Source organism: Nitrincola alkalisediminis (genome assembly GCF_009821115.1).
In the GTDB taxonomy this organism is placed as follows: domain Bacteria; phylum Pseudomonadota; class Gammaproteobacteria; order Pseudomonadales; family Balneatricaceae; genus Nitrincola; species Nitrincola alkalisediminis.
Window position 1 is genome coordinate 1 of record NZ_VYTY01000006.1, and the last position, 16557, is coordinate 16557.

The window sequence follows — 16557 nt, forward strand, 5'->3', positions numbered from 1 at the left end:
ACTCAGAAGTGAAACGCGTCATCGCCGATGGTAGTGTGGGGTTTCCCCATGTGAGAGTAGGTCATCGCCAGGCATTTATTTAGAGAAGCCCCTGATTCCATGAGTCAGGGGCTTTTTGCTTTTGTGTATGTAGGCCTTTCATCCTTTGTTATTTTAAGACACTTATCGCGAACATAACATGCACTCTCAATATCCGCGTAAACCCTTTGTAGCCCGAGGTTCAAACGTTATTCGTTGTGATGACTGCAAGTTGCCGGCTGTTGCCTGTATGTGCTCAGATACGCTTACAAGCCAGGCTAGCTGTGATTTCTGGCTATTGATGCATCATGATGAATTTTACAAGCCAACCAACACTGGGCGTTTGATTCAGAGAACCTTTTCATCGACACAATGCTCTCGTTGGTCTCGCTTAGAGCCGACTGAAGATCTGATCTCAGCGCTTGCAGATCCTGAGGTCTCTCCTTGTATCGTCTTTCCTGAGGCTCCGGATTACGCAGACAGAATGATAAAGGATCTATCTGAGCTTCCAAACCGCCCACTCTTTATTATTCCAGATGGAACGTGGAGACAAGCACGACGTATCTTCAGACACAGTCGCTACTTAGATACACTGCCAGTCATTGAGCCGACGATAGCGTTTGATAGTCGCTATTCGTTGCGTTCTTCAGGGGAAGAGAATCATGTTTGCACTGCAGAAGTTGCAGCTGCCTTACTGTTTCAGATAGGGGATGCTGAGGCAGGAAATACGTTGTTGCAGAACTTTGAGACGTTTAATCAACGTTACTATGCATCTAAGGGACGAAATTTGAACGTGAAGGAGGATGCCAGCAAGCGATAAGCGAGCCGGCATATTTTCTTTTAGTGTGTTTCCGGTGCAGCTTCTTGCTGAGCGGCTTTCTGTTGCAATTGCTGTGCATACAGAGCATCGAAGTTTACAGGTGCGAGCATCAATGGCGGGAAACTAGCACGCGTCATCATGCTGTCAACCGCTTCTCTGGCATAAGGAAACAGAATATTTGGACAGAAAGCACCAAGAGTGTGCCCCAACTCTGCTTCGCCCAGCCCGCTGATTAAGAAAATGCCAGCTTGTTGTAATTCAACTAACAGTGCCGTTTTGCCATCATTAGAAATGGTTACAGTCAGTGTTAACACGACTTCGTAATGCGTTTCATCAAGTGCATTGGTTCTAGTGTTCAAATCCAATTTGACATCGGGTTGCCACGTTTTTGTGAAAACCTGTGGGCCAGCAGGTGTTTCAAGAGAGACATCCTTGAGAAACACACGTTGGAGGGCAAATTGAGGTTTTGCTGCATTTTCTGACATTCGAAAAATCCTGTTCAGTAATGGGTCGGTTTTATTTTAGAAGTGGGTCGAGTTTATTATCTAGATCTAACTCATACAAGTCGTCACATCCGCCCACATGCAAATCATCAATGAATATTTGCGGTACGGTTTGACGGCCACTGCGTGCAATCATTTCGCGTTTGAGCTCAGGTGATGACCCGACATCAATTTCGGTAAACTCAACATTTTTTTGCTTCAAAAGATACTTGGCTCTGACACAAAATGGACAAATACGGGTTGTATAGATCGTTACGTTAGCCATGGATTATTTCTTCACGATAGGTAAGTGTTGAGCTTTCCATTCTGTGATACCGCCACTCATCCTTGAAATATTTGTAAATCCGGCACTCTTTAGCTTTTTACCGGCACTGCCAGCGGCTTGGCCTAGATTGCAGACGACAATAATCGGGCTTTCTTTAGCGGAGTCCAGTTCTGAAAGACGTCGTTCCATGTCAGCAAAGGGGATGTTTTTAGAACCCGCAATGTGGCCTGTATCCCACTCTTTCTTTGGACGAATATCAACAACAATAGCGGACTCTTTATTGATCATCCGTGTTGCTTCAGCTGGAGTCACTGATCGACCCGATTTGTTTTTTTCAGTCCAAAGTAAAACAGCCAGTGTAATTAGCCAAGCTAGGACAAGAAAATAGTGGTTTGATATAAATTCAAAGAGTTGTTCCATCATGGGTTCCGTTCAGCGCATTTATAAATTCTTAAGTGAGCAAGTATACAATGTAGGAGGCGCTCGGATAAGACTTATACTCGTTCAGCGTTAGCTATAATTGTATTTTGTCAGTAAAATGGCGGATATTATTAACCCTCCAATACAGATGACAGACAATGAGTGAAACAAGAGCAACCAAAGCACTGATCATTCTCGATGGGTTCGGGATTGAATCAACTCCTTCTTCAGCAATTGAAGCCGCAAATACACCCACTTGGGATGCGCTGTTAGCATCAAATCCAAACTCTCGTATATCAACATCGGGACTTGCCGTTGGATTGCCTGAAGGGCAAATGGGCAACTCAGAGGTTGGTCATATGAATATTGGAGCCGGTCGTGTTGTATATCAAAACTTCACTCGTATCTCGAAAGCAATTGCTGATGGCGAGTTTGAGCAGAATGAAGTGTTGGTGAGCGCAATTGAACGTGCGCTAGAAAAGGATTCAGCCGTACATATTACAGGTCTCCTGTCGCCAGGCGGTGTCCATAGCCATGAAGAACATATGTTTGCTCTGATTGAATTGGCTGTAAAAAAAGGCGTGAAAAACGTATTTCTACACGCAATACTTGATGGTCGTGATATGCCCCCGCGTTCAGCAGAGCCTTCGATTGCTGCCGCTGAGGCAACCTTTGCCCGTTTGGGAACGGGTGCTGTTGCGACGGTTGTTGGACGTTATTATGCGATGGATCGTGATAACCGTTGGGATCGTGTTCAACAAGCCTACGATGCAATGACAGTAGGGACGGCACCGTATTTTGCGCAATCCCCACAACAAGCCCTGGCTGAAGCCTATGCTCGCGATGAAAATGATGAGTTTGTACAGGCGACAGTGATCACCGATATGGCCGGCCATCCTAAAGGCCTTATTCAAGATGGTGATGTCGTGATTTGCGCTAATTTCCGTCCAGATAGATCGCGAGAGATTACACGAGCATTTGTTGAAAAAGACTTTGATGGTTTTGTGCGTTCGTCTGCGCCAGCACTGAGTGATTACGTGATGCTGACGGAATATGCGGCTAGCATTGACGCGAGTTGTGCATTCCCTCCGACAGCGCTCTCAAACGATTTAGGTGAATTCTTATCTAAGCGTGGTAAAACGCAGCTGCGTATTTCTGAAACTGAAAAGTATGCGCATGTCACCTTTTTCTTTAACGGTGGTCAAGAGGCAGTTTATCCGGGAGAGGACCGAATTTTAATCCCTTCACCGCAGGTGGCGACATATGATTTACAGCCAGAAATGAGCGCATTTGAGGTCACAGATCGTTTAGTTGAAGCGATACTTGCCCGTAAGTACGACTTAATTGTTTGTAACTTTGCCAATGGTGATATGGTCGGACATACCGGCAAGTTTGATGCTGCGGTAAAAGCCGTTGAAGCGATCGATCTATGCATCAAACGCGTTATTGACGCAATGCGACAAGTCGATGGTGAAACATTGATTACTGCAGATCATGGTAATGTCGAAATGATGCAGGACCCTGAAAGTGGTCAAGCGCATACATCTCATACACTCTGGCCTGTTGCGTTAATATACGATGGCCCGAGAGCTCAACAGGTGTCGTTGAGTGATGGTGCGCTTTGTGATTTAGCCCCTACGTTATTGAACCTAATGGATATTGAGCCACCTGCCGAAATGACAGGTCGTTCTTTAGTAACCTTTCACTGATTGATATTTGGGTTGTGAAAAACAAACTCTATCTATGGACTTGCTTAGGGCTGCTGTTGTGCAGCCCTTTGTCAATGGCACAAGACCCACAAGCTACGGCAGCACAGATTGAGCGTTTAAAGCGCGAAATACATCAGCTCCAGTCCAGTATTTCACAAAGAAGCACTCGCCAAAGAAGTGAGCAGCAAGCGCTTGCAAATGCTGAACGCGAAATAGGTCGGGTAGCGGCTGATATACGTAAAACAGATCAAGAACTGGCTGAGTTAAACCAAAATATGGCAGGGCTTCAGTCACAGCGTCAAAGCTTAGAGCGTCAGCTGACAGAGCGAAGGGAGCTTATACAAACACTGTTGCGAGAGCAGTATCGACAGGGGCGTCAGCCAAAGTTTCAGTTGTTATTGCAACAGCAGAATCCCGATCAGTTAGAGAGAATGCTTAAGTATTTTGATCGGGTGAATCGGGAGTTAAGTGAGCAACTGCGAGTGTATCAGGACCAGCTCAACCGTTTAACGGATACTCGACAAAGTATTGGAGCAACCGAGGCAAGTATTCTGGAGCGAAGAGAGCGCTTACAAGCAGAGCAGTCACGTCTTTCAGCGGCTAGAGCTGAACGTGAGAAGCAGATTAAAGAGCTGGCAGAGCAGCAGCAGCGAGAGCAACGACAGCTGGCACAAAAACAACAGGATCAAGAGCAGTTACAGCAAGTACTTGCACAGATTCAGCGTTCACTTGAGTTATCAAATTTAACACGTGACAACCAAACGTTTGCGTCGTTAAGAGGCAAGTTGCCTTGGCCGATTCAAGGCGCTGTTTCTCGACGTTTTGGTGCCCAGCACAGTGGGGTGGCATTTGAGGGGCTTTTGGTGCGTGCTTCACAGGGGGCTGATGTTAAAGCCGTTCATCATGGTCGAGTGGTGTTTTCGGATTGGCTCAGAGGCTATGGCTTAGTCTTGATTTTGGATCATGGTTCGGGCTATATGAGTTTATATGGTCATAATCAGACTCTGCTGAAAGAACCTGGCGATTGGGTGAGTGCAGGTCAAGTTGTTGCGACGGCTGGAAACAGCGGAGGGCATGAAGAGGTCGGCCTGTACTTTGCTATACGTCATAACGGACGTCCCGTTGACCCTTCTGTTTGGTTAACTAAGCCTTAAATTTTAATGTTCCGAATTTTGTTAGGATTGGATGATTATGAACCGTTACCCTAATATCAAGAAGCCGATTATATCGATCTTACTGTCTGCGTGTTTAGTTATGCCTGCTTGGGCATTGGCTGAAACAGAAGATGGTTTACCCATTGATGAAATTCGATTGTTTGCCGAAGTGTTTGATCGGATCAAGTCGGCGTATGTAGAGCCTGTGTCGGATCAAAAGCTTCTTGAAGATGCAATACGAGGGATGTTGACGGGACTTGATCCTCATTCAGCGTATATGGACCCTAAAGCCTTTCAAAGTATGCAAGTTCAAACCAGTGGCCAGTTTGGTGGTTTAGGGATTGAGGTTGGGTTGCAGGATGGCTTTATTCGCGTGGTTGCGCCCATCGATGATACCCCAGCACAACGAGCCGGTATTCGAGCAGGTGATTTAATTACGAAAATCGACGATGAAGCGATTCAAGGGATCAGTCTGAATGATGCCGTTGATAAAATGCGTGGAAAAGTGGGTACGGCTGTTGTTCTGACGTTGGTGAGAGACGGGGTGGAAAAACCCTTTGAGGTCAGACTGGTTAGAGAGAACATCAGTGTGACCAGTGTTCGTCATCGCTTGCTTGAAACGCATTATGGGTATATTCGGATCAGTCAGTTCCAGAGTAATACAGCAAATCAATTGCGAAACTCCGTGGAAGCATTGCAAGCCTTGAGTGAGCTGAAAGGGTTGGTGTTGGATTTGCGTAATAACCCAGGTGGCGTTCTACAGGCCGCCATACAAGTCAGTGATGCGTTCTTATCGGATGGCCTTATTGTCTACACCGAAGGGCGATTGCCAAACTCAGAAATGCGCTTTAATGCAAGTGAATCGACACTCTTGCCGGATGTGCCAGTCGTGGTGTTAATTAACTCAGGTTCGGCGTCGGCGTCTGAAATTGTGGCTGGTGCGCTTCAAGATCATGGTCGAGCCGTGATCATGGGAACCGATAGTTTTGGTAAAGGCTCTGTTCAAACCATTCTACCCGTAGGGTCGGATCGTGCCGTGAAGTTGACGACAGCTCGTTACTTCACACCCGAGGGACGATCCATTCAAGCCGAGGGGATTCGCCCGGATATTCAAGTTGAGGAAGCCCGAATCACCGCTATTGAAACCGCCCCTGTGTTGCGTGAGCGTGATTTAAGCGGTCATTTAGAAGGGAGCTCAACTGGCCAGCGCGAATCATCTGTGACAAGAGACTCGGAAGAGCGTGATTTCCAGCTATATGAGGCGCTTAACTTATTAAAAGGCTTGAGCATTATGAAGGCGACTAGGGGCTGATACGTGCGTAATTTGTCAAAACGTTTGACCTTGCTCTTTTTGTGTTTTTGGTGTTCATGGGGGAGTTCAGCGCCGAGTCCTGTAGAGGTACCCCCTAGAATCGTGATAGTGATCGATGATATTGGTCAAAGCTTAGAGTACGGTCGAGCCGCTATTGAGTTGCCTGGTCCACTTACCTTTGCATTTTTGCCATACACACCGCATGCAACAGTCTTGTCTCAACTTGCGGAAGCAACAGGGAAGGACGTTATTCTACATGCACCAATGGCGAATATAGCAGGCATTCCGATTGGGAAGGGGGGCTTATATCCGCATCAGAGTGAGTCAGAGCTCAAAAGTGAACTTAAAAAAAGCTTGGACTCTCTGCCATTGGTATTGGGATTGAATAACCATATGGGCAGTCTTCTCACCCAAAATGAACAGTCAATGCGTTGGGTGATGGAGGTTGCGGCTGAGCGCGACCTGTTTTTCTTAGACAGTCGCACAACACCGAACAGTGTTGCATTCAGAATGGCGCAGAGACAAGGTATCCCGTCTTTAACGCGTGATATCTTTCTAGACCATGAAATCACCTATGAGTTTGTTGATCAACAGTTCACGAAGGCGATAGAGCTAGCACAGGAGAAGGGATATGCCATTATCATTGGACACCCCTATCCCGTCACAATTGACTATTTGGCGAAGGCCTTACCTCGTTTAGATGAGCTCGGCATTCAGTTGGTTGCCGCATCGGCTTTTTTACAGCAGCAGAGTGATATAAAGGCTTTGCAAGAGTGGTCATCCGATGTATCTCTGCAAACCGAGGCAGAGCCTGCGCAGGCTCTATCCAGTACCGTCACTCATTAAAGTGTTACCGGTGCCGTTGCTTGACGCTTGAATAGGCTTTCGGCAAGTTTAGGCCATTGTTCGGGCCAATGCTCTGTGGGTCTGCGCTTAAACTCACTGCGAACAAACTGCCGAATTCGACCTTCAGCAACACTCATTAAAAGATTGGCGCAGGCTGTTGGTGGAATAAGTGTTCGAATACCATCAGTCAGTTCCGCTTCTCGCATAAGCTGTTTAAGCTGTGTTTCCATCCGCTCGAAGAGTTGATTCACCTGAACGCGCAAACGTTCGGTTTCCCCCGAAAGGGCATCTCCGCCTAAAATTCTGGCCATTCCTGGGTTTTTCTCAACAAATGCGAGTAGAAGTGTGAGAATTTGCTCACACTGGCGCACGCGTGTTGCACTTGATTGGGTAATGAGTCTAATCCTTGAAAAAAGGGTTTCCTCAATAAAGCCTATTAAGCCCTCAAACATGCGAGCTTTGCTTGGGAAGTGGCGATACAGCGCTGCTTCTGAAACGCCAACCTCCCGAGCTAAGGCCGCAGTGGTAATTCGCTGACCTGGGTTAACTTCTAACATTTGGGCAAGTGCTTGAAGTATTTGCTCTCGCCGTGAGTGTTTATTCTGTTCTCTGTCAGCCATTTTCCTGCCTTAAGGCCTACGTTAGTGACCAAAAATTAAAGAGTCTTGTTGGTAATGAGCGTACCAACACCTTCATTGGTGAAGATTTCAAGCATGCAGGCATGCTCAACACGCCCATCTATAATATGGGCGGAGTTAACGCCACATTTTACAGCGCTAAGGGCACAATCAATTTTCGGTAACATGCCGCCATAAATGGTGCCATCTTCAATTAAGGCGTCGACTTGTGCGGTGGATAATCCCGTGAGCACTTTGCCTTCTTTATCCAATAAGCCCGCAATATTGGTTAATAGAATCAATTTTTCTGCCCGCAAAACCTCTGCAACCTTGCCTGCTACCAAGTCTGCATTGATATTGTACGCATGCCCATCTTCACCGACACCAATCGGCGCAATGACTGGGATAAAGTCAGAGTTCACGAGCATGTCGAGTACCTTTACGTTGACTTTTTCCACCTCACCTACATGGCCAATATCAATAATTTCGGGGGCTTCCATCTCGGGTGTCTTATGCTTAACGACTAGCTTTCGTGCTCTCAAGAGCTCACCGTCTTTACCGGTCAGACCGATGGCTTTTCCACCTGCACTGTTGATGAGGCCAACAATTTCTTTATTAACCATGCCACCGAGTACCATTTCGACGACGTCCATGGTTTTTGTATCGGTTACGCGCATACCATTGATGAAATGCGACTCAATCTTAAGTTGATCGAGAAGATTACCAATTTGTGGACCGCCGCCATGCACAACAATTGGGTTGATGCCGATCAGCTTCATCATGACGATATCGCGAGCAAAGCTGGCTTTGAGTTTTTCATCGGTCATTGCGTTGCCACCGTATTTGATGACCAACGTCTTCCCGACAAAGCGTTGAATGTAAGGCATTGCTTCGCTCAGTATTTGAGAGGTGGCAATGGCTTGCTGGCGAGTTAAAGGCATAGTCTTAGTCCTTAATACGAAAAATTATTCTTGAGGAATCGTCAGGCATTTATCAATTTGATGCAATCGAATTTGGAAGTCATCGCGAATTTTTTTTAACGCTTCAAATGAAGAGGCCTCAAAGCGCAGGACAAGGGTTGGCGTGGTGTTTGAGGCTCTGACGAGCCCCCACCCTTCGTCAAAATCGACGCGTAGTCCATCAATTCGAGAAACCTGTCCTCTTTCAAAAGGCATCATCGCGAGCTGTTCAATAAGATCGAACTTAGACGCGTCCGATACGGCGATTGTCAGCTCTGGTGTACTAATGTCTTCCGGAAAATGCATGAAACACTCCTCACAGGTGAGAGGCTGTGCGGCCAGTAGCTCAATGAAGCGAGCGGCACTGTATAAACCATCATCGAAACCATACCACCGCTCTTTGAAGAAAAAATGACCGCTCATTTCACCTGCAAGCAAGGCTCCTGTTTCTTTTAGTTTTCGTTTCATGAGCGAGTGCCCGGTTTTCCAAAGCGTTGCTGTTCCGCCTTGTGCCTGAATGAGTGCAGGCAGACGTCGTGAGCATTTAACATCGTACAGAATTTCGGCGTTAGGATGACGCTGTAAAAGATCGGTGGCAAAAAAACGCATAATTCGATCTGGATAGAGAATTTGTCCCGCATTCGAGACAATAAACATTCGGTCGGCATCGCCATCAAAGGCAATGCCAAGGTCTGCTTGATGCACCTTAACCCAATGAATCAGATCGATAAGGTTTTTGGCTTTGCTGGGGTCCGGATGGTGATTGGGGAAATGACCGTCAACCTCACAATACAAGGGGATGACGCAGCAGCCTAATTGCTCGAACAGGGTGGGTGCAATCCGCCCTGCAATACCATTGCCGGAGTCAATGACGACTTTTAAAGGGCGCTGTAGCTTGATATCCGAGACAATCCTCGACAGATAGTCTGGACAAGCATCGGCTACCTGGAAGTTACCTTGTCCTTCTGGATAGGATTGTCGTTCGATCAATTGGCGGAGTTGCTGAATGTCATCTTCACTTAAGCTGCGGCCGTCCAATACCATTTTGAAGCCATTGTACTGAGCTGGATTATGACTGCCAGTAATCATTACACCGCATTGATCCGGTGAGTGCTCGGTTGCAAAATAGAGAACAGGCGTGGGCACAAATCCTATATCAATGACATCGCAGCCGGATGCGAGCAGTCCGTCAATAAAAATGTCTTTTAGGTGAGGGCCGGATAGGCGTCCATCTGCCGCGACAATAACTTGTTGTTTATTGAGGCCTTTGACTTGCTGTGCAAAGGCCCGCCCTAGGTGCCAGACAACCTCATCTGATAAGTCGTCAGGCACAACCCCTCGAATATCATAGGCTCGAAAAATATGCGAGTTTAACGTGGGTTTAGGATAGTTTGCCTGTTCCATGCTGAACCTTTAGTGACGGCCAGAAGAGCCAAAACCACCGTCGCCTCGGTCTGAGTCCGAAAACTCACTCACCACCTCAAACTCCGCTTGCACCACCGGAACTAAGACCAGTTGCGCAATACGCTCGCCAGGCGCGATAACAAACGTTGTTTGACCTCTGTTCCAGCAGGATACAAAGAGCTGCCCTTGATAATCTGAATCGATAAGGCCAACTAGATTGCCTAATACGATGCCATGCTTATGTCCGAGTCCAGAGCGAGGCAAGATCATGGCGCAGAGGTTTGGATCTTCAATATGGATGGCAAGACCTGTTGGAATCAATTCGGTTTGCCCAGGCTCGAGTGTGAGGGCTTGATTCAAGCAGGCTCTTAAATCTAAACCTGCGGAACCCGCCGTCGCATAACTGGGTAAAGGAAAGTCGGTGCCGATTCTGGGGTCGAGCAATTTTACTTGAAGCTTTTTCATTGGAGTCATCATCGTGTTGTAGGTAAGTGTGGGGCAATCTGTTCGATTAATTGACGTGCTAATTGGCGTTTTGATGTTTGAGGTAGGGATATTTCATCGGTAGATGTGATTAACGTGACTTGGTTCTCATCACTATTAAAACCGATGCCAGCAATGGACACGTCGTTCGCAATAATCATATCTAACTGTTTACGAAGACGTTTCTCACGTGCGTAACTTAAGACATCATTGGTTTCAGCAGCAAACCCTATGGTAAACGGTTTGTTGGGCAGGGCGGCAATGGTGGCAATAATATCTGGATTTTTGACGAGTCTAATGTCCATTGACGCTTCTTTGCCCTTTTTGAGTTTGTTCGTCGATACGCTCTCTGGGCGATAGTCTGCAACGGCCGCCGCTCCGATAAACACATCACAGTTTTCAACGGAATGTAGGGCGGCGTCTAACATATCTTGCGCGGATTCCACCATGATGCGTTTTACATGTGCAGGTGCGCTTAGATTAACTGGGCCACTGATTAAGGTAACCTCTGCACCTGCATCCGCTGCCGCTTCGGCTAAGGCGTATCCCATTTTGCCTGAGCTGTGGTTGGAGATGAATCGAACGGGGTCGATCGCTTCTCGTGTCGGGCCAGCGGTAATAACAACACGTTGACCATTAAGAACATCGTAATCAAATTGGTTGGCGATTGCCTGTAACAGAGCCTCTGGCTCTAGCATTCGTCCCATCCCTGTGTCTCCGCAGGCTTGTTCGCCAGATGCAGGTCCAAAGAACTGGATGCCTCTTGCCTGTAGAGCTTGAACGTTCAGTTGAGTTTGATGATCGCGCCACATGGCTTGATTCATGGCGGGGGCTAAGCACAAAGGTGCATCTGAGGCTAAGCACAGGGTGGTGAGAAGATCATTTCCCATGCCTGCGGCAACACGTGCCATAAAATCGGCTGTTGCAGGGGCGACCAGAATTAGATCAGCCCAACGTGCCAGCTCAATGTGCCCCATGCCCGCTTCTGCTTCAGGGTCAAGAAGTTGTAGGTGAACAGGGTTCCCGGATAAGGCCTGCAGGGTCAAAGGCGTAATGAACTCTGCGGCTGCAGGTGTCATGACAACCCTGACATCAGCTCCTGCTTTTTTAAGCATCCGAGTGAGCTCTGCGCTTTTGTATGCCGCAATTCCCCCTGTGATTCCGAGTAATATCTGTCGATTGGTGAGTCTTAGCATGGCTTAGCGATCCGAGTTCCCATGTGTTCCAGAAGTTTGATAAGATAACATTTCACTTTGCATTTGCGTAGACTCGTTCAAGCGGGAAGCTTGATAAATCGAAACCAGGGAAGTTAATCATGTCTATACGTCATTGGCCTGTTGCAGAAAGGCCCAGAGAAAAACTTTTATCGCAAGGCGTTAACAGCCTATCTGATGCTGAGCTATTGGCCATTTTTTTACGAACGGGAATTGCGGGTAAATCAGCGGTTGATCTTGCCCGAGAGTTGCTTCATCGTTTTGGTGGCCTGCGTGCATTGATGGAAAGCCGTGAGTCTGACTTCTGTCAGGCACAAGGTTTAGGGCCCGCAAAGTATGTCCAGCTGCAGGCGGTTATGGAAATGTCGAGACGACATTTAGAGTCTACTTTAATGAGAGACTCGGCGCTTGAAAGCCCACAGGTGGTTCGGCGTTACCTTTCGGCCAAGCTAAGGCATGAGCCTCGCGAAATCTTTGCATGCCTACTGCTTGATAATCGCCACAGAGTCATTCGCTATGAGGCTCTGTTTTTTGGAACGATTAACGCTGCATCCGTGTATCCGAGAGAAGTGGTAAAACTCGCATTAGCGTACAATGCGGCAGCCGTGATTCTCAGTCATAATCATCCGTCGGGGGTTGCGGAACCTTCTCAAGCGGATCGGCATATCACCGATCGCCTTGTCGAAGCCTTAGCAGTCGTTGATATTCGCGTTTTAGATCATATGGTTATCGGTGATAGTGAGGTGGTGTCGTTTGCCGAGCGAGGGTGGATTTAATTCTGTTGGTGAAAAAATCATCAATTAACTGGTAAATAAAGGATAAAGCGGTATAATATGCGCCCTTCTATCCCATAATGGTACGGTATTTTGTCCGGGTCAGTGGACGCTCCGCCTGAGAGAGTCATTTTGTCGCTCTCAATAAACATCGGATAGGGTCAATTAACGTATGTATCAGGATTAATACAATGTCTCGAGTTTGTATGGTTACGGGTAAAAGCCCGATGACCGGAAACAATGTTTCACACTCTAACCGTAAAACGCGTCGTCGTTTTTTGCCTAACTTGCATTGGCACCGTTTTTGGGTTGAGAGCGAAAACCGCTTTGTACGTCTACGTGTATCGTCTAAAGGTATGCGTATCATTGATAAAAAGGGTATCGATTCAGTGTTGGCTGAATTGCGTACTCGTGGCGAAAAGGTTTAAGGAGCTAGACGATGGCAGCAAAAGGTGCTCGTGAGAAGATCCGCCTGGTTTCCTCAGCCGGAACAGGACACTTCTACACTACTGACAAAAACAAGCGTAACACGCCAGACAAGTTCGAATTTAAAAAATACGATCCTGTTGTGCGTAAGCATGTAATCTATAAAGAAGCTAAAATTAAGTAATTCTTAATCCGCTTCGAAAAGCCCGGGCTTGGTTATACTGAGTTCGGGCTTTATTTTTTGTTTGATGCCTTGATAGGCTAAGGCCCCTTGGCCCACTTCTGTTACACTCTTGTTCGTATCTGTGTTGATCGGTATTGTGATTCCACACCGTATTTTTATATAGTCCTAAAACCTCGCTTAGTTAAGACAGTCATCATGCCTGAATTACCAGAAGTAGAAACCACCCGACGTGGAATAGAACCACACATTCTTCACCATTCGGTTGAGAAGGTCGTGATTCGTCAGCCTAAGCTGCGTTGGCCTGTGCCGGATAACTTGGCAAATTTGATTGAGCACCAATTAATTGAGGGTGTTTTTAGGCGCGGCAAGTACCTCCTCATTGATGTTGGCCAAGGGGTGATACTAATTCATCTGGGTATGTCGGGCAGTTTACGGATTGTTGAGCAAGGTACTCCCGTCGCTAAACATGATCATGCGGATTTTTGCTTGAGTTCAGGGCGCTTGATGCGTTTTACTGATCCTCGGCGCTTTGGTGCGATACTTTGGCAAGCAAAAAATGAGATGCATCCTTTGCTGGCGCGTTTAGGGCCAGAGCCCTTAACCGAAGCATTTAATGCTCAGTTTTTATTTTTGAAGTGTCAGGGGCGAACTCAGGCCATCAAAACCTTCTTGATGGATTCACAGGTTGTTGTAGGTGTGGGGAATATCTATGCCAATGAAGCTCTGTTTGCCGCCAACATTGACCCGCAAAAAGCAGCAGGTTTACTCTCAATACAGGAAATCGAGCGTTTGACCCAAGAGGTTAAGCGGATACTGACGTATGCAGTGGAACGTGGCGGGACAACTCTGCGCGATTTTGTGGGAGGGGATGGTAAGCCTGGGTATTTCCAACAAGAGTTGTATGTCTATGGTCGTAAGGGATTGCCTTGTAAAGTCTGTAAGAATATCTTGGTAGAAGTCCGTATGGGGCAGCGCAGCACGGTGTTTTGTAAGGTTTGCCAGCACTAATCATGAATCTGAAGAGGTCTAAAACGTGAATATAGCATTTAACTGGTTGTCGATGACATCGGATACCGTTAATGAGGACCCTGTTCAGCGAGCAAAACTCCGACAAAAACTGGGTCTGGAGCCCTACTTGGCACGCCGAGAAGTACTTCGCTTTGTCAATGATGAAATACACGCAGAGCTGTATGTGTATGATGAAGCGGCACCAGTGATTTTGTTTCTACCAGGAATAGGCACCTATTCTGAGCTCTACGCTGAGTGTTTGTCTAACCTGTCCGATACTGGGTTTAACGTCATTGGCATTGATTTGCGAGGCCATGGTTATTCAAAAGGTGCACGCGGTGACTATCGAGTTGATCAGGTTGTTCGGGATCTGGTGCAGATCGTGGATGCTTTGTCAGAGCGCTTTAAAGGCCCGATTGGTGTTTATGGCTACTCAATTGGTGGGTTGCTTGCAGTCGCTTTAGCTGAGCAAGATACGCGTATTCAGTCTGTCTTGTGTGGCACCTTACTCGTGACTGAAATTGCGCCGGATGTATTGCATCAGTTTGGATGGGCCTGGACATGGGGCACTTCTTTGTTTTTTCCCGCGGCGCGCTTGCCCTTAAAATCGTTTATTGATTACGATCAGTTGTTATCCGGGCATCCAGCCGGTCGAGAAATCAATAATGATCCTAGAATTGTGTTTGACTATCCCATCGGAACTTTGGCCAGCTTATTTACGCATCCAAGTGGGGTAGCCAAAAAAGTCTATCCATTTAAGTCCGCTATTGTTCATGGCGAGAACGATGAAGTGTTGCCTTATGAGTACTCTGAGCAAGTGGTGCGGACACTGCGTCACCCATTTGAACTCATCAAGGTGCCAGGAGAGGGGCATATGATTCCTTGGGACAATCCTAAGCAGCTGTCACAGGTTGTATCCGATTGGTTTAAGCGTAGTTTTTGATCGAGTCAGGTGGTTGCCATCAGGCATCGTTCCGCCATATGCGGTTTTAATCAAAACTGGGGTAAGGCATAGCGGCTGTGCTTGACATAAAAGTGCATGGCAACCTAAAAGCAAAAGGGGCATGTTATCCTTAACATGCCCCTCTTTTAAATTGGCTTTCCTAATCCTTGCGAACCCAAACATCGCTGCTCTGCTTTCTGCATCCGTGGTCGCTGTGCTTGCCTTCCTTCAATTCATTCCATGAACAGGAGATCCACAAGAGCTATTATGCCTACTGAAAAATTTTAGGATATAGGAGTTTTTCCTAAAATGTCTTAAAACTTCAAAAAAGTGAAAAACTATCCTTATCAAACAGGTGCCAGTCATTCTTGAACAGGCTAAGCTAGTTATCTTATAGAGTCTGTTTTTAGGAAAAGATGTGGATGGCATCTTTTTGTCATCATACTGTCATACAGCCTAGTTTCAATAGTCAATATGAGGAGCCCAACGTGGGATTTAACAACAGTCAGCGCTACTACCCAGAAACGCGTATGCGTCGGATGCGAGCCGATGATTTTTCCAGACGTTTAATGCGAGAGAATCTGCTGACACCGAATGATCTGATTTATCCCGCTTTTGTGATTGAAGGTAGCGGAGAGCGGGAGAGTATTCATTCGATGCCAGGCGTAGAGCGCTTGAGCATTGATCTAATGGTAAAGAAAGCGCAAGAGTTGGTGAGCTTAGGGATTCCGGCGATCGCACTGTTTCCTGTGACGCCCTTGACGGCTAAGTCAGAGCTAGCGGAGGAGTCATTCAATCCAGATGGTTTGGCCCAACGGGCAGTGAAAGCCATTAAAGATGCGTGCCCTGATTTAGGTGTGATCACGGACGTAGCGCTTGATCCGTTTACGACACATGGCCAAGATGGAATCATCGATGATACGGGCTATGTTTTAAATGACAGAACCATCGAAACACTGGTCGCTCAAGCTGTGTCCCATGCACAGGCTGGAGCTGATGTGGTTGCACCCAGTGATATGATGGATGGTCGCATTGGTTATATTCGTGCGGCGCTTGAGGAGCATGGGCTTGTCAATACTCGCATCATGGCGTATTCAGCGAAGTATGCGAGTGCGTACTATGGCCCATTCAGAGATGCGGTAGGCTCTGCGGGAAATTTGGGCAAGGGGAATAAGTACAGTTATCAGATGGACCCGGCTAACAGTGATGAAGCATTGCATGAAGTCGCACTGGACCTAGCGGAGGGAGCTGACATGGTGATGGTTAAGCCAGGAATGCCTTACCTTGATATCGTAAGACGAGTGAAAGACGAATTGAAAGCACCGACCTTTGTGTATCAGGTCAGTGGCGAATATGCGATGCATATGGCGGCTTTTCAACAAGGATGGCTAGATGAACGTAGTGTGATGCTGGAATCCCTGCTAGCGTTCAAGCGTGCTGGGGCCGATGGTATTTTAAGTTATTTTGCTGTGCGTGCTGCACAAGAGTTAAATTAAGGA

Annotated in this window: 19 protein-coding genes and 1 rRNA gene; 12 read left to right on the forward strand and 8 right to left on the reverse strand. The window is 47.0% G+C overall.

What is annotated here, in order from left to right; translation table 11 throughout:
- A 5S ribosomal RNA gene (gene rrf, locus F5971_RS18820) occupies positions 1-73 on the forward strand; the annotation flags it as partial.
- Between the two features lie 105 nt (positions 74-178).
- Entirely contained in the window at positions 179-838 is a 660-nt protein-coding gene (locus F5971_RS10275) for a tRNA-uridine aminocarboxypropyltransferase (protein WP_051514459.1), read from the forward strand.
- Between the two features lie 20 nt (positions 839-858).
- Here F5971_RS10275 and secB read toward each other — a convergent pair whose 3' ends face one another.
- From secB to F5971_RS10290, 3 genes are read right to left on the reverse strand one after another with little or no spacing between them, the layout of a single operon-like run.
- Positions 859-1323 carry a protein-export chaperone SecB gene (gene secB, locus F5971_RS10280; RefSeq protein WP_036511756.1) on the reverse strand — a complete coding sequence of 155 codons (465 nt, stop codon included), beginning with the start codon at positions 1321-1323 and terminating at the stop codon, positions 859-861.
- Positions 1324-1354: 31 nt separating this feature from the next.
- Positions 1355-1606, reverse strand: a complete 252-nt coding sequence (grxC, locus tag F5971_RS10285; RefSeq protein WP_036511758.1) for a glutaredoxin 3 — start codon at positions 1604-1606, stop codon at positions 1355-1357.
- A 3-nt stretch (positions 1607-1609) separates the two neighbouring features.
- Complete coding sequence (locus tag F5971_RS10290; RefSeq protein WP_051514460.1) at positions 1610-2026, reverse strand: rhodanese-like domain-containing protein; 417 nt, start codon at positions 2024-2026, stop codon at positions 1610-1612.
- A 158-nt stretch (positions 2027-2184) separates the two neighbouring features.
- Between F5971_RS10290 and gpmI the strand changes: the two genes are divergently transcribed.
- From gpmI to F5971_RS10310, 4 genes are read left to right on the forward strand one after another with little or no spacing between them, the layout of a single operon-like run.
- Complete coding sequence (gene gpmI / locus F5971_RS10295) at positions 2185-3735, forward strand: 2,3-bisphosphoglycerate-independent phosphoglycerate mutase (RefSeq protein ID WP_036511762.1); 1551 nt, start codon at positions 2185-2187, stop codon at positions 3733-3735.
- 14 nt (positions 3736-3749) lie between these two features.
- Positions 3750-4889 carry a murein hydrolase activator EnvC family protein gene (locus F5971_RS10300; protein WP_036511764.1) on the forward strand — a complete coding sequence of 380 codons (1140 nt, stop codon included), beginning with the start codon at positions 3750-3752 and terminating at the stop codon, positions 4887-4889.
- 37 nt (positions 4890-4926) lie between these two features.
- Positions 4927-6201: a S41 family peptidase gene (locus tag F5971_RS10305; protein WP_246187790.1), complete on the forward strand. Its 1275-nt coding sequence runs from the start codon at positions 4927-4929 to the stop codon at positions 6199-6201.
- Between the two features lie 3 nt (positions 6202-6204).
- A complete protein-coding gene (locus F5971_RS10310) occupies positions 6205-7047 on the forward strand; it encodes a divergent polysaccharide deacetylase family protein (RefSeq protein ID WP_193494929.1) in 843 nt (280 codons plus the stop codon).
- Here the strand turns inward: F5971_RS10310 and slmA are convergent.
- Genes slmA through coaBC form a run of 5 tightly spaced genes read right to left on the reverse strand, consistent with a single transcriptional unit; the run spans position 7044 to position 11706 of the window.
- The gene (gene slmA, locus F5971_RS10315) at positions 7044-7667 is read right to left on the reverse strand and encodes a nucleoid occlusion factor SlmA (RefSeq protein ID WP_036511766.1); all 624 of its coding nucleotides are present in this window, start codon (positions 7665-7667) and stop codon (positions 7044-7046) included. The two genes, F5971_RS10310 and slmA, sit on opposite strands and share 4 nt — an antisense overlap.
- 35 nt (positions 7668-7702) lie before the next feature.
- Positions 7703-8605 carry an acetylglutamate kinase gene (gene argB / locus F5971_RS10320; RefSeq protein WP_036511767.1) on the reverse strand — a complete coding sequence of 301 codons (903 nt, stop codon included), beginning with the start codon at positions 8603-8605 and terminating at the stop codon, positions 7703-7705.
- A gap of 24 nt (positions 8606-8629) precedes the next feature.
- Positions 8630-10027: a phosphomannomutase/phosphoglucomutase gene (locus tag F5971_RS10325; RefSeq protein WP_193494930.1), complete on the reverse strand. Its 1398-nt coding sequence runs from the start codon at positions 10025-10027 to the stop codon at positions 8630-8632.
- Between the two features lie 9 nt (positions 10028-10036).
- Positions 10037-10492: a dUTP diphosphatase gene (dut, locus tag F5971_RS10330; RefSeq protein ID WP_193494931.1), complete on the reverse strand. Its 456-nt coding sequence runs from the start codon at positions 10490-10492 to the stop codon at positions 10037-10039.
- Positions 10493-10500: 8 nt separating this feature from the next.
- On the reverse strand, positions 10501-11706 hold the full coding sequence (gene coaBC, locus F5971_RS10335; RefSeq protein ID WP_193494932.1) for a bifunctional phosphopantothenoylcysteine decarboxylase/phosphopantothenate--cysteine ligase CoaBC: 1206 nt from the start codon (positions 11704-11706) through the stop codon (positions 10501-10503).
- 119 nt (positions 11707-11825) lie between these two features.
- Between coaBC and radC the strand changes: the two genes are divergently transcribed.
- From radC to hemB, 6 genes are all read left to right on the forward strand, one after another.
- Positions 11826-12500, forward strand: a complete 675-nt coding sequence (radC, locus tag F5971_RS10340) for a RadC family protein (protein ID WP_193494933.1) — start codon at positions 11826-11828, stop codon at positions 12498-12500.
- A gap of 188 nt (positions 12501-12688) precedes the next feature.
- Positions 12689-12925 carry a 50S ribosomal protein L28 gene (gene rpmB, locus F5971_RS10345; protein ID WP_036511773.1) on the forward strand — a complete coding sequence of 79 codons (237 nt, stop codon included), beginning with the start codon at positions 12689-12691 and terminating at the stop codon, positions 12923-12925.
- 11 nt (positions 12926-12936) lie between these two features.
- The gene (gene rpmG / locus F5971_RS10350; protein WP_036511775.1) at positions 12937-13107 is read left to right on the forward strand and encodes a 50S ribosomal protein L33; all 171 of its coding nucleotides are present in this window, start codon (positions 12937-12939) and stop codon (positions 13105-13107) included.
- A gap of 195 nt (positions 13108-13302) precedes the next feature.
- Positions 13303-14115, forward strand: coding sequence for a bifunctional DNA-formamidopyrimidine glycosylase/DNA-(apurinic or apyrimidinic site) lyase (mutM, locus tag F5971_RS10355; RefSeq protein ID WP_193494934.1), 813 nt, complete (start codon positions 13303-13305; stop codon positions 14113-14115).
- 25 nt (positions 14116-14140) lie between these two features.
- Positions 14141-15058 (forward strand): alpha/beta fold hydrolase, encoded by a 918-nt coding sequence (locus tag F5971_RS10360; protein ID WP_246187791.1) that lies wholly within the window; start codon positions 14141-14143, stop codon positions 15056-15058.
- 488 nt (positions 15059-15546) lie between these two features.
- A complete protein-coding gene (gene hemB, locus F5971_RS10365; protein ID WP_193494935.1) occupies positions 15547-16554 on the forward strand; it encodes a porphobilinogen synthase in 1008 nt (335 codons plus the stop codon).
- The last annotated feature ends 3 nt before the right edge of the window (positions 16555-16557 follow it).

Bases quoted from the DNA above. Each gene is read 5' to 3' on its own strand.
- F5971_RS10275 (WP_051514459.1), top strand. From the start codon at position 179: ATGCACTCTCAATATCCGCGTAAACCCTTTGTAGCCCGAGGTTCAAAC.
- secB (WP_036511756.1), bottom strand. From the start codon at position 1,323: ATGTCAGAAAATGCAGCAAAACCTCAATTTGCCCTCCAACGTGTGTTT.
- grxC (WP_036511758.1), bottom strand. From the start codon at position 1,606: ATGGCTAACGTAACGATCTATACAACCCGTATTTGTCCATTTTGTGTC.
- F5971_RS10290 (WP_051514460.1), bottom strand. From the start codon at position 2,026: ATGGAACAACTCTTTGAATTTATATCAAACCACTATTTTCTTGTCCTA.
- gpmI (WP_036511762.1), top strand. From the start codon at position 2,185: ATGAGTGAAACAAGAGCAACCAAAGCACTGATCATTCTCGATGGGTTC.
- F5971_RS10305 (WP_246187790.1), top strand. From the start codon at position 4,927: ATGAACCGTTACCCTAATATCAAGAAGCCGATTATATCGATCTTACTG.
- slmA (WP_036511766.1), bottom strand. From the start codon at position 7,667: ATGGCTGACAGAGAACAGAATAAACACTCACGGCGAGAGCAAATACTT.
- argB (WP_036511767.1), bottom strand. From the start codon at position 8,605: ATGCCTTTAACTCGCCAGCAAGCCATTGCCACCTCTCAAATACTGAGC.
- F5971_RS10325 (WP_193494930.1), bottom strand. From the start codon at position 10,027: ATGGAACAGGCAAACTATCCTAAACCCACGTTAAACTCGCATATTTTT.
- dut (WP_193494931.1), bottom strand. From the start codon at position 10,492: ATGAAAAAGCTTCAAGTAAAATTGCTCGACCCCAGAATCGGCACCGAC.
- coaBC (WP_193494932.1), bottom strand. From the start codon at position 11,706: ATGCTAAGACTCACCAATCGACAGATATTACTCGGAATCACAGGGGGA.
- radC (WP_193494933.1), top strand. From the start codon at position 11,826: ATGTCTATACGTCATTGGCCTGTTGCAGAAAGGCCCAGAGAAAAACTT.
- rpmB (WP_036511773.1), top strand. From the start codon at position 12,689: ATGTCTCGAGTTTGTATGGTTACGGGTAAAAGCCCGATGACCGGAAAC.
- rpmG (WP_036511775.1), top strand. From the start codon at position 12,937: ATGGCAGCAAAAGGTGCTCGTGAGAAGATCCGCCTGGTTTCCTCAGCC.
- mutM (WP_193494934.1), top strand. From the start codon at position 13,303: ATGCCTGAATTACCAGAAGTAGAAACCACCCGACGTGGAATAGAACCA.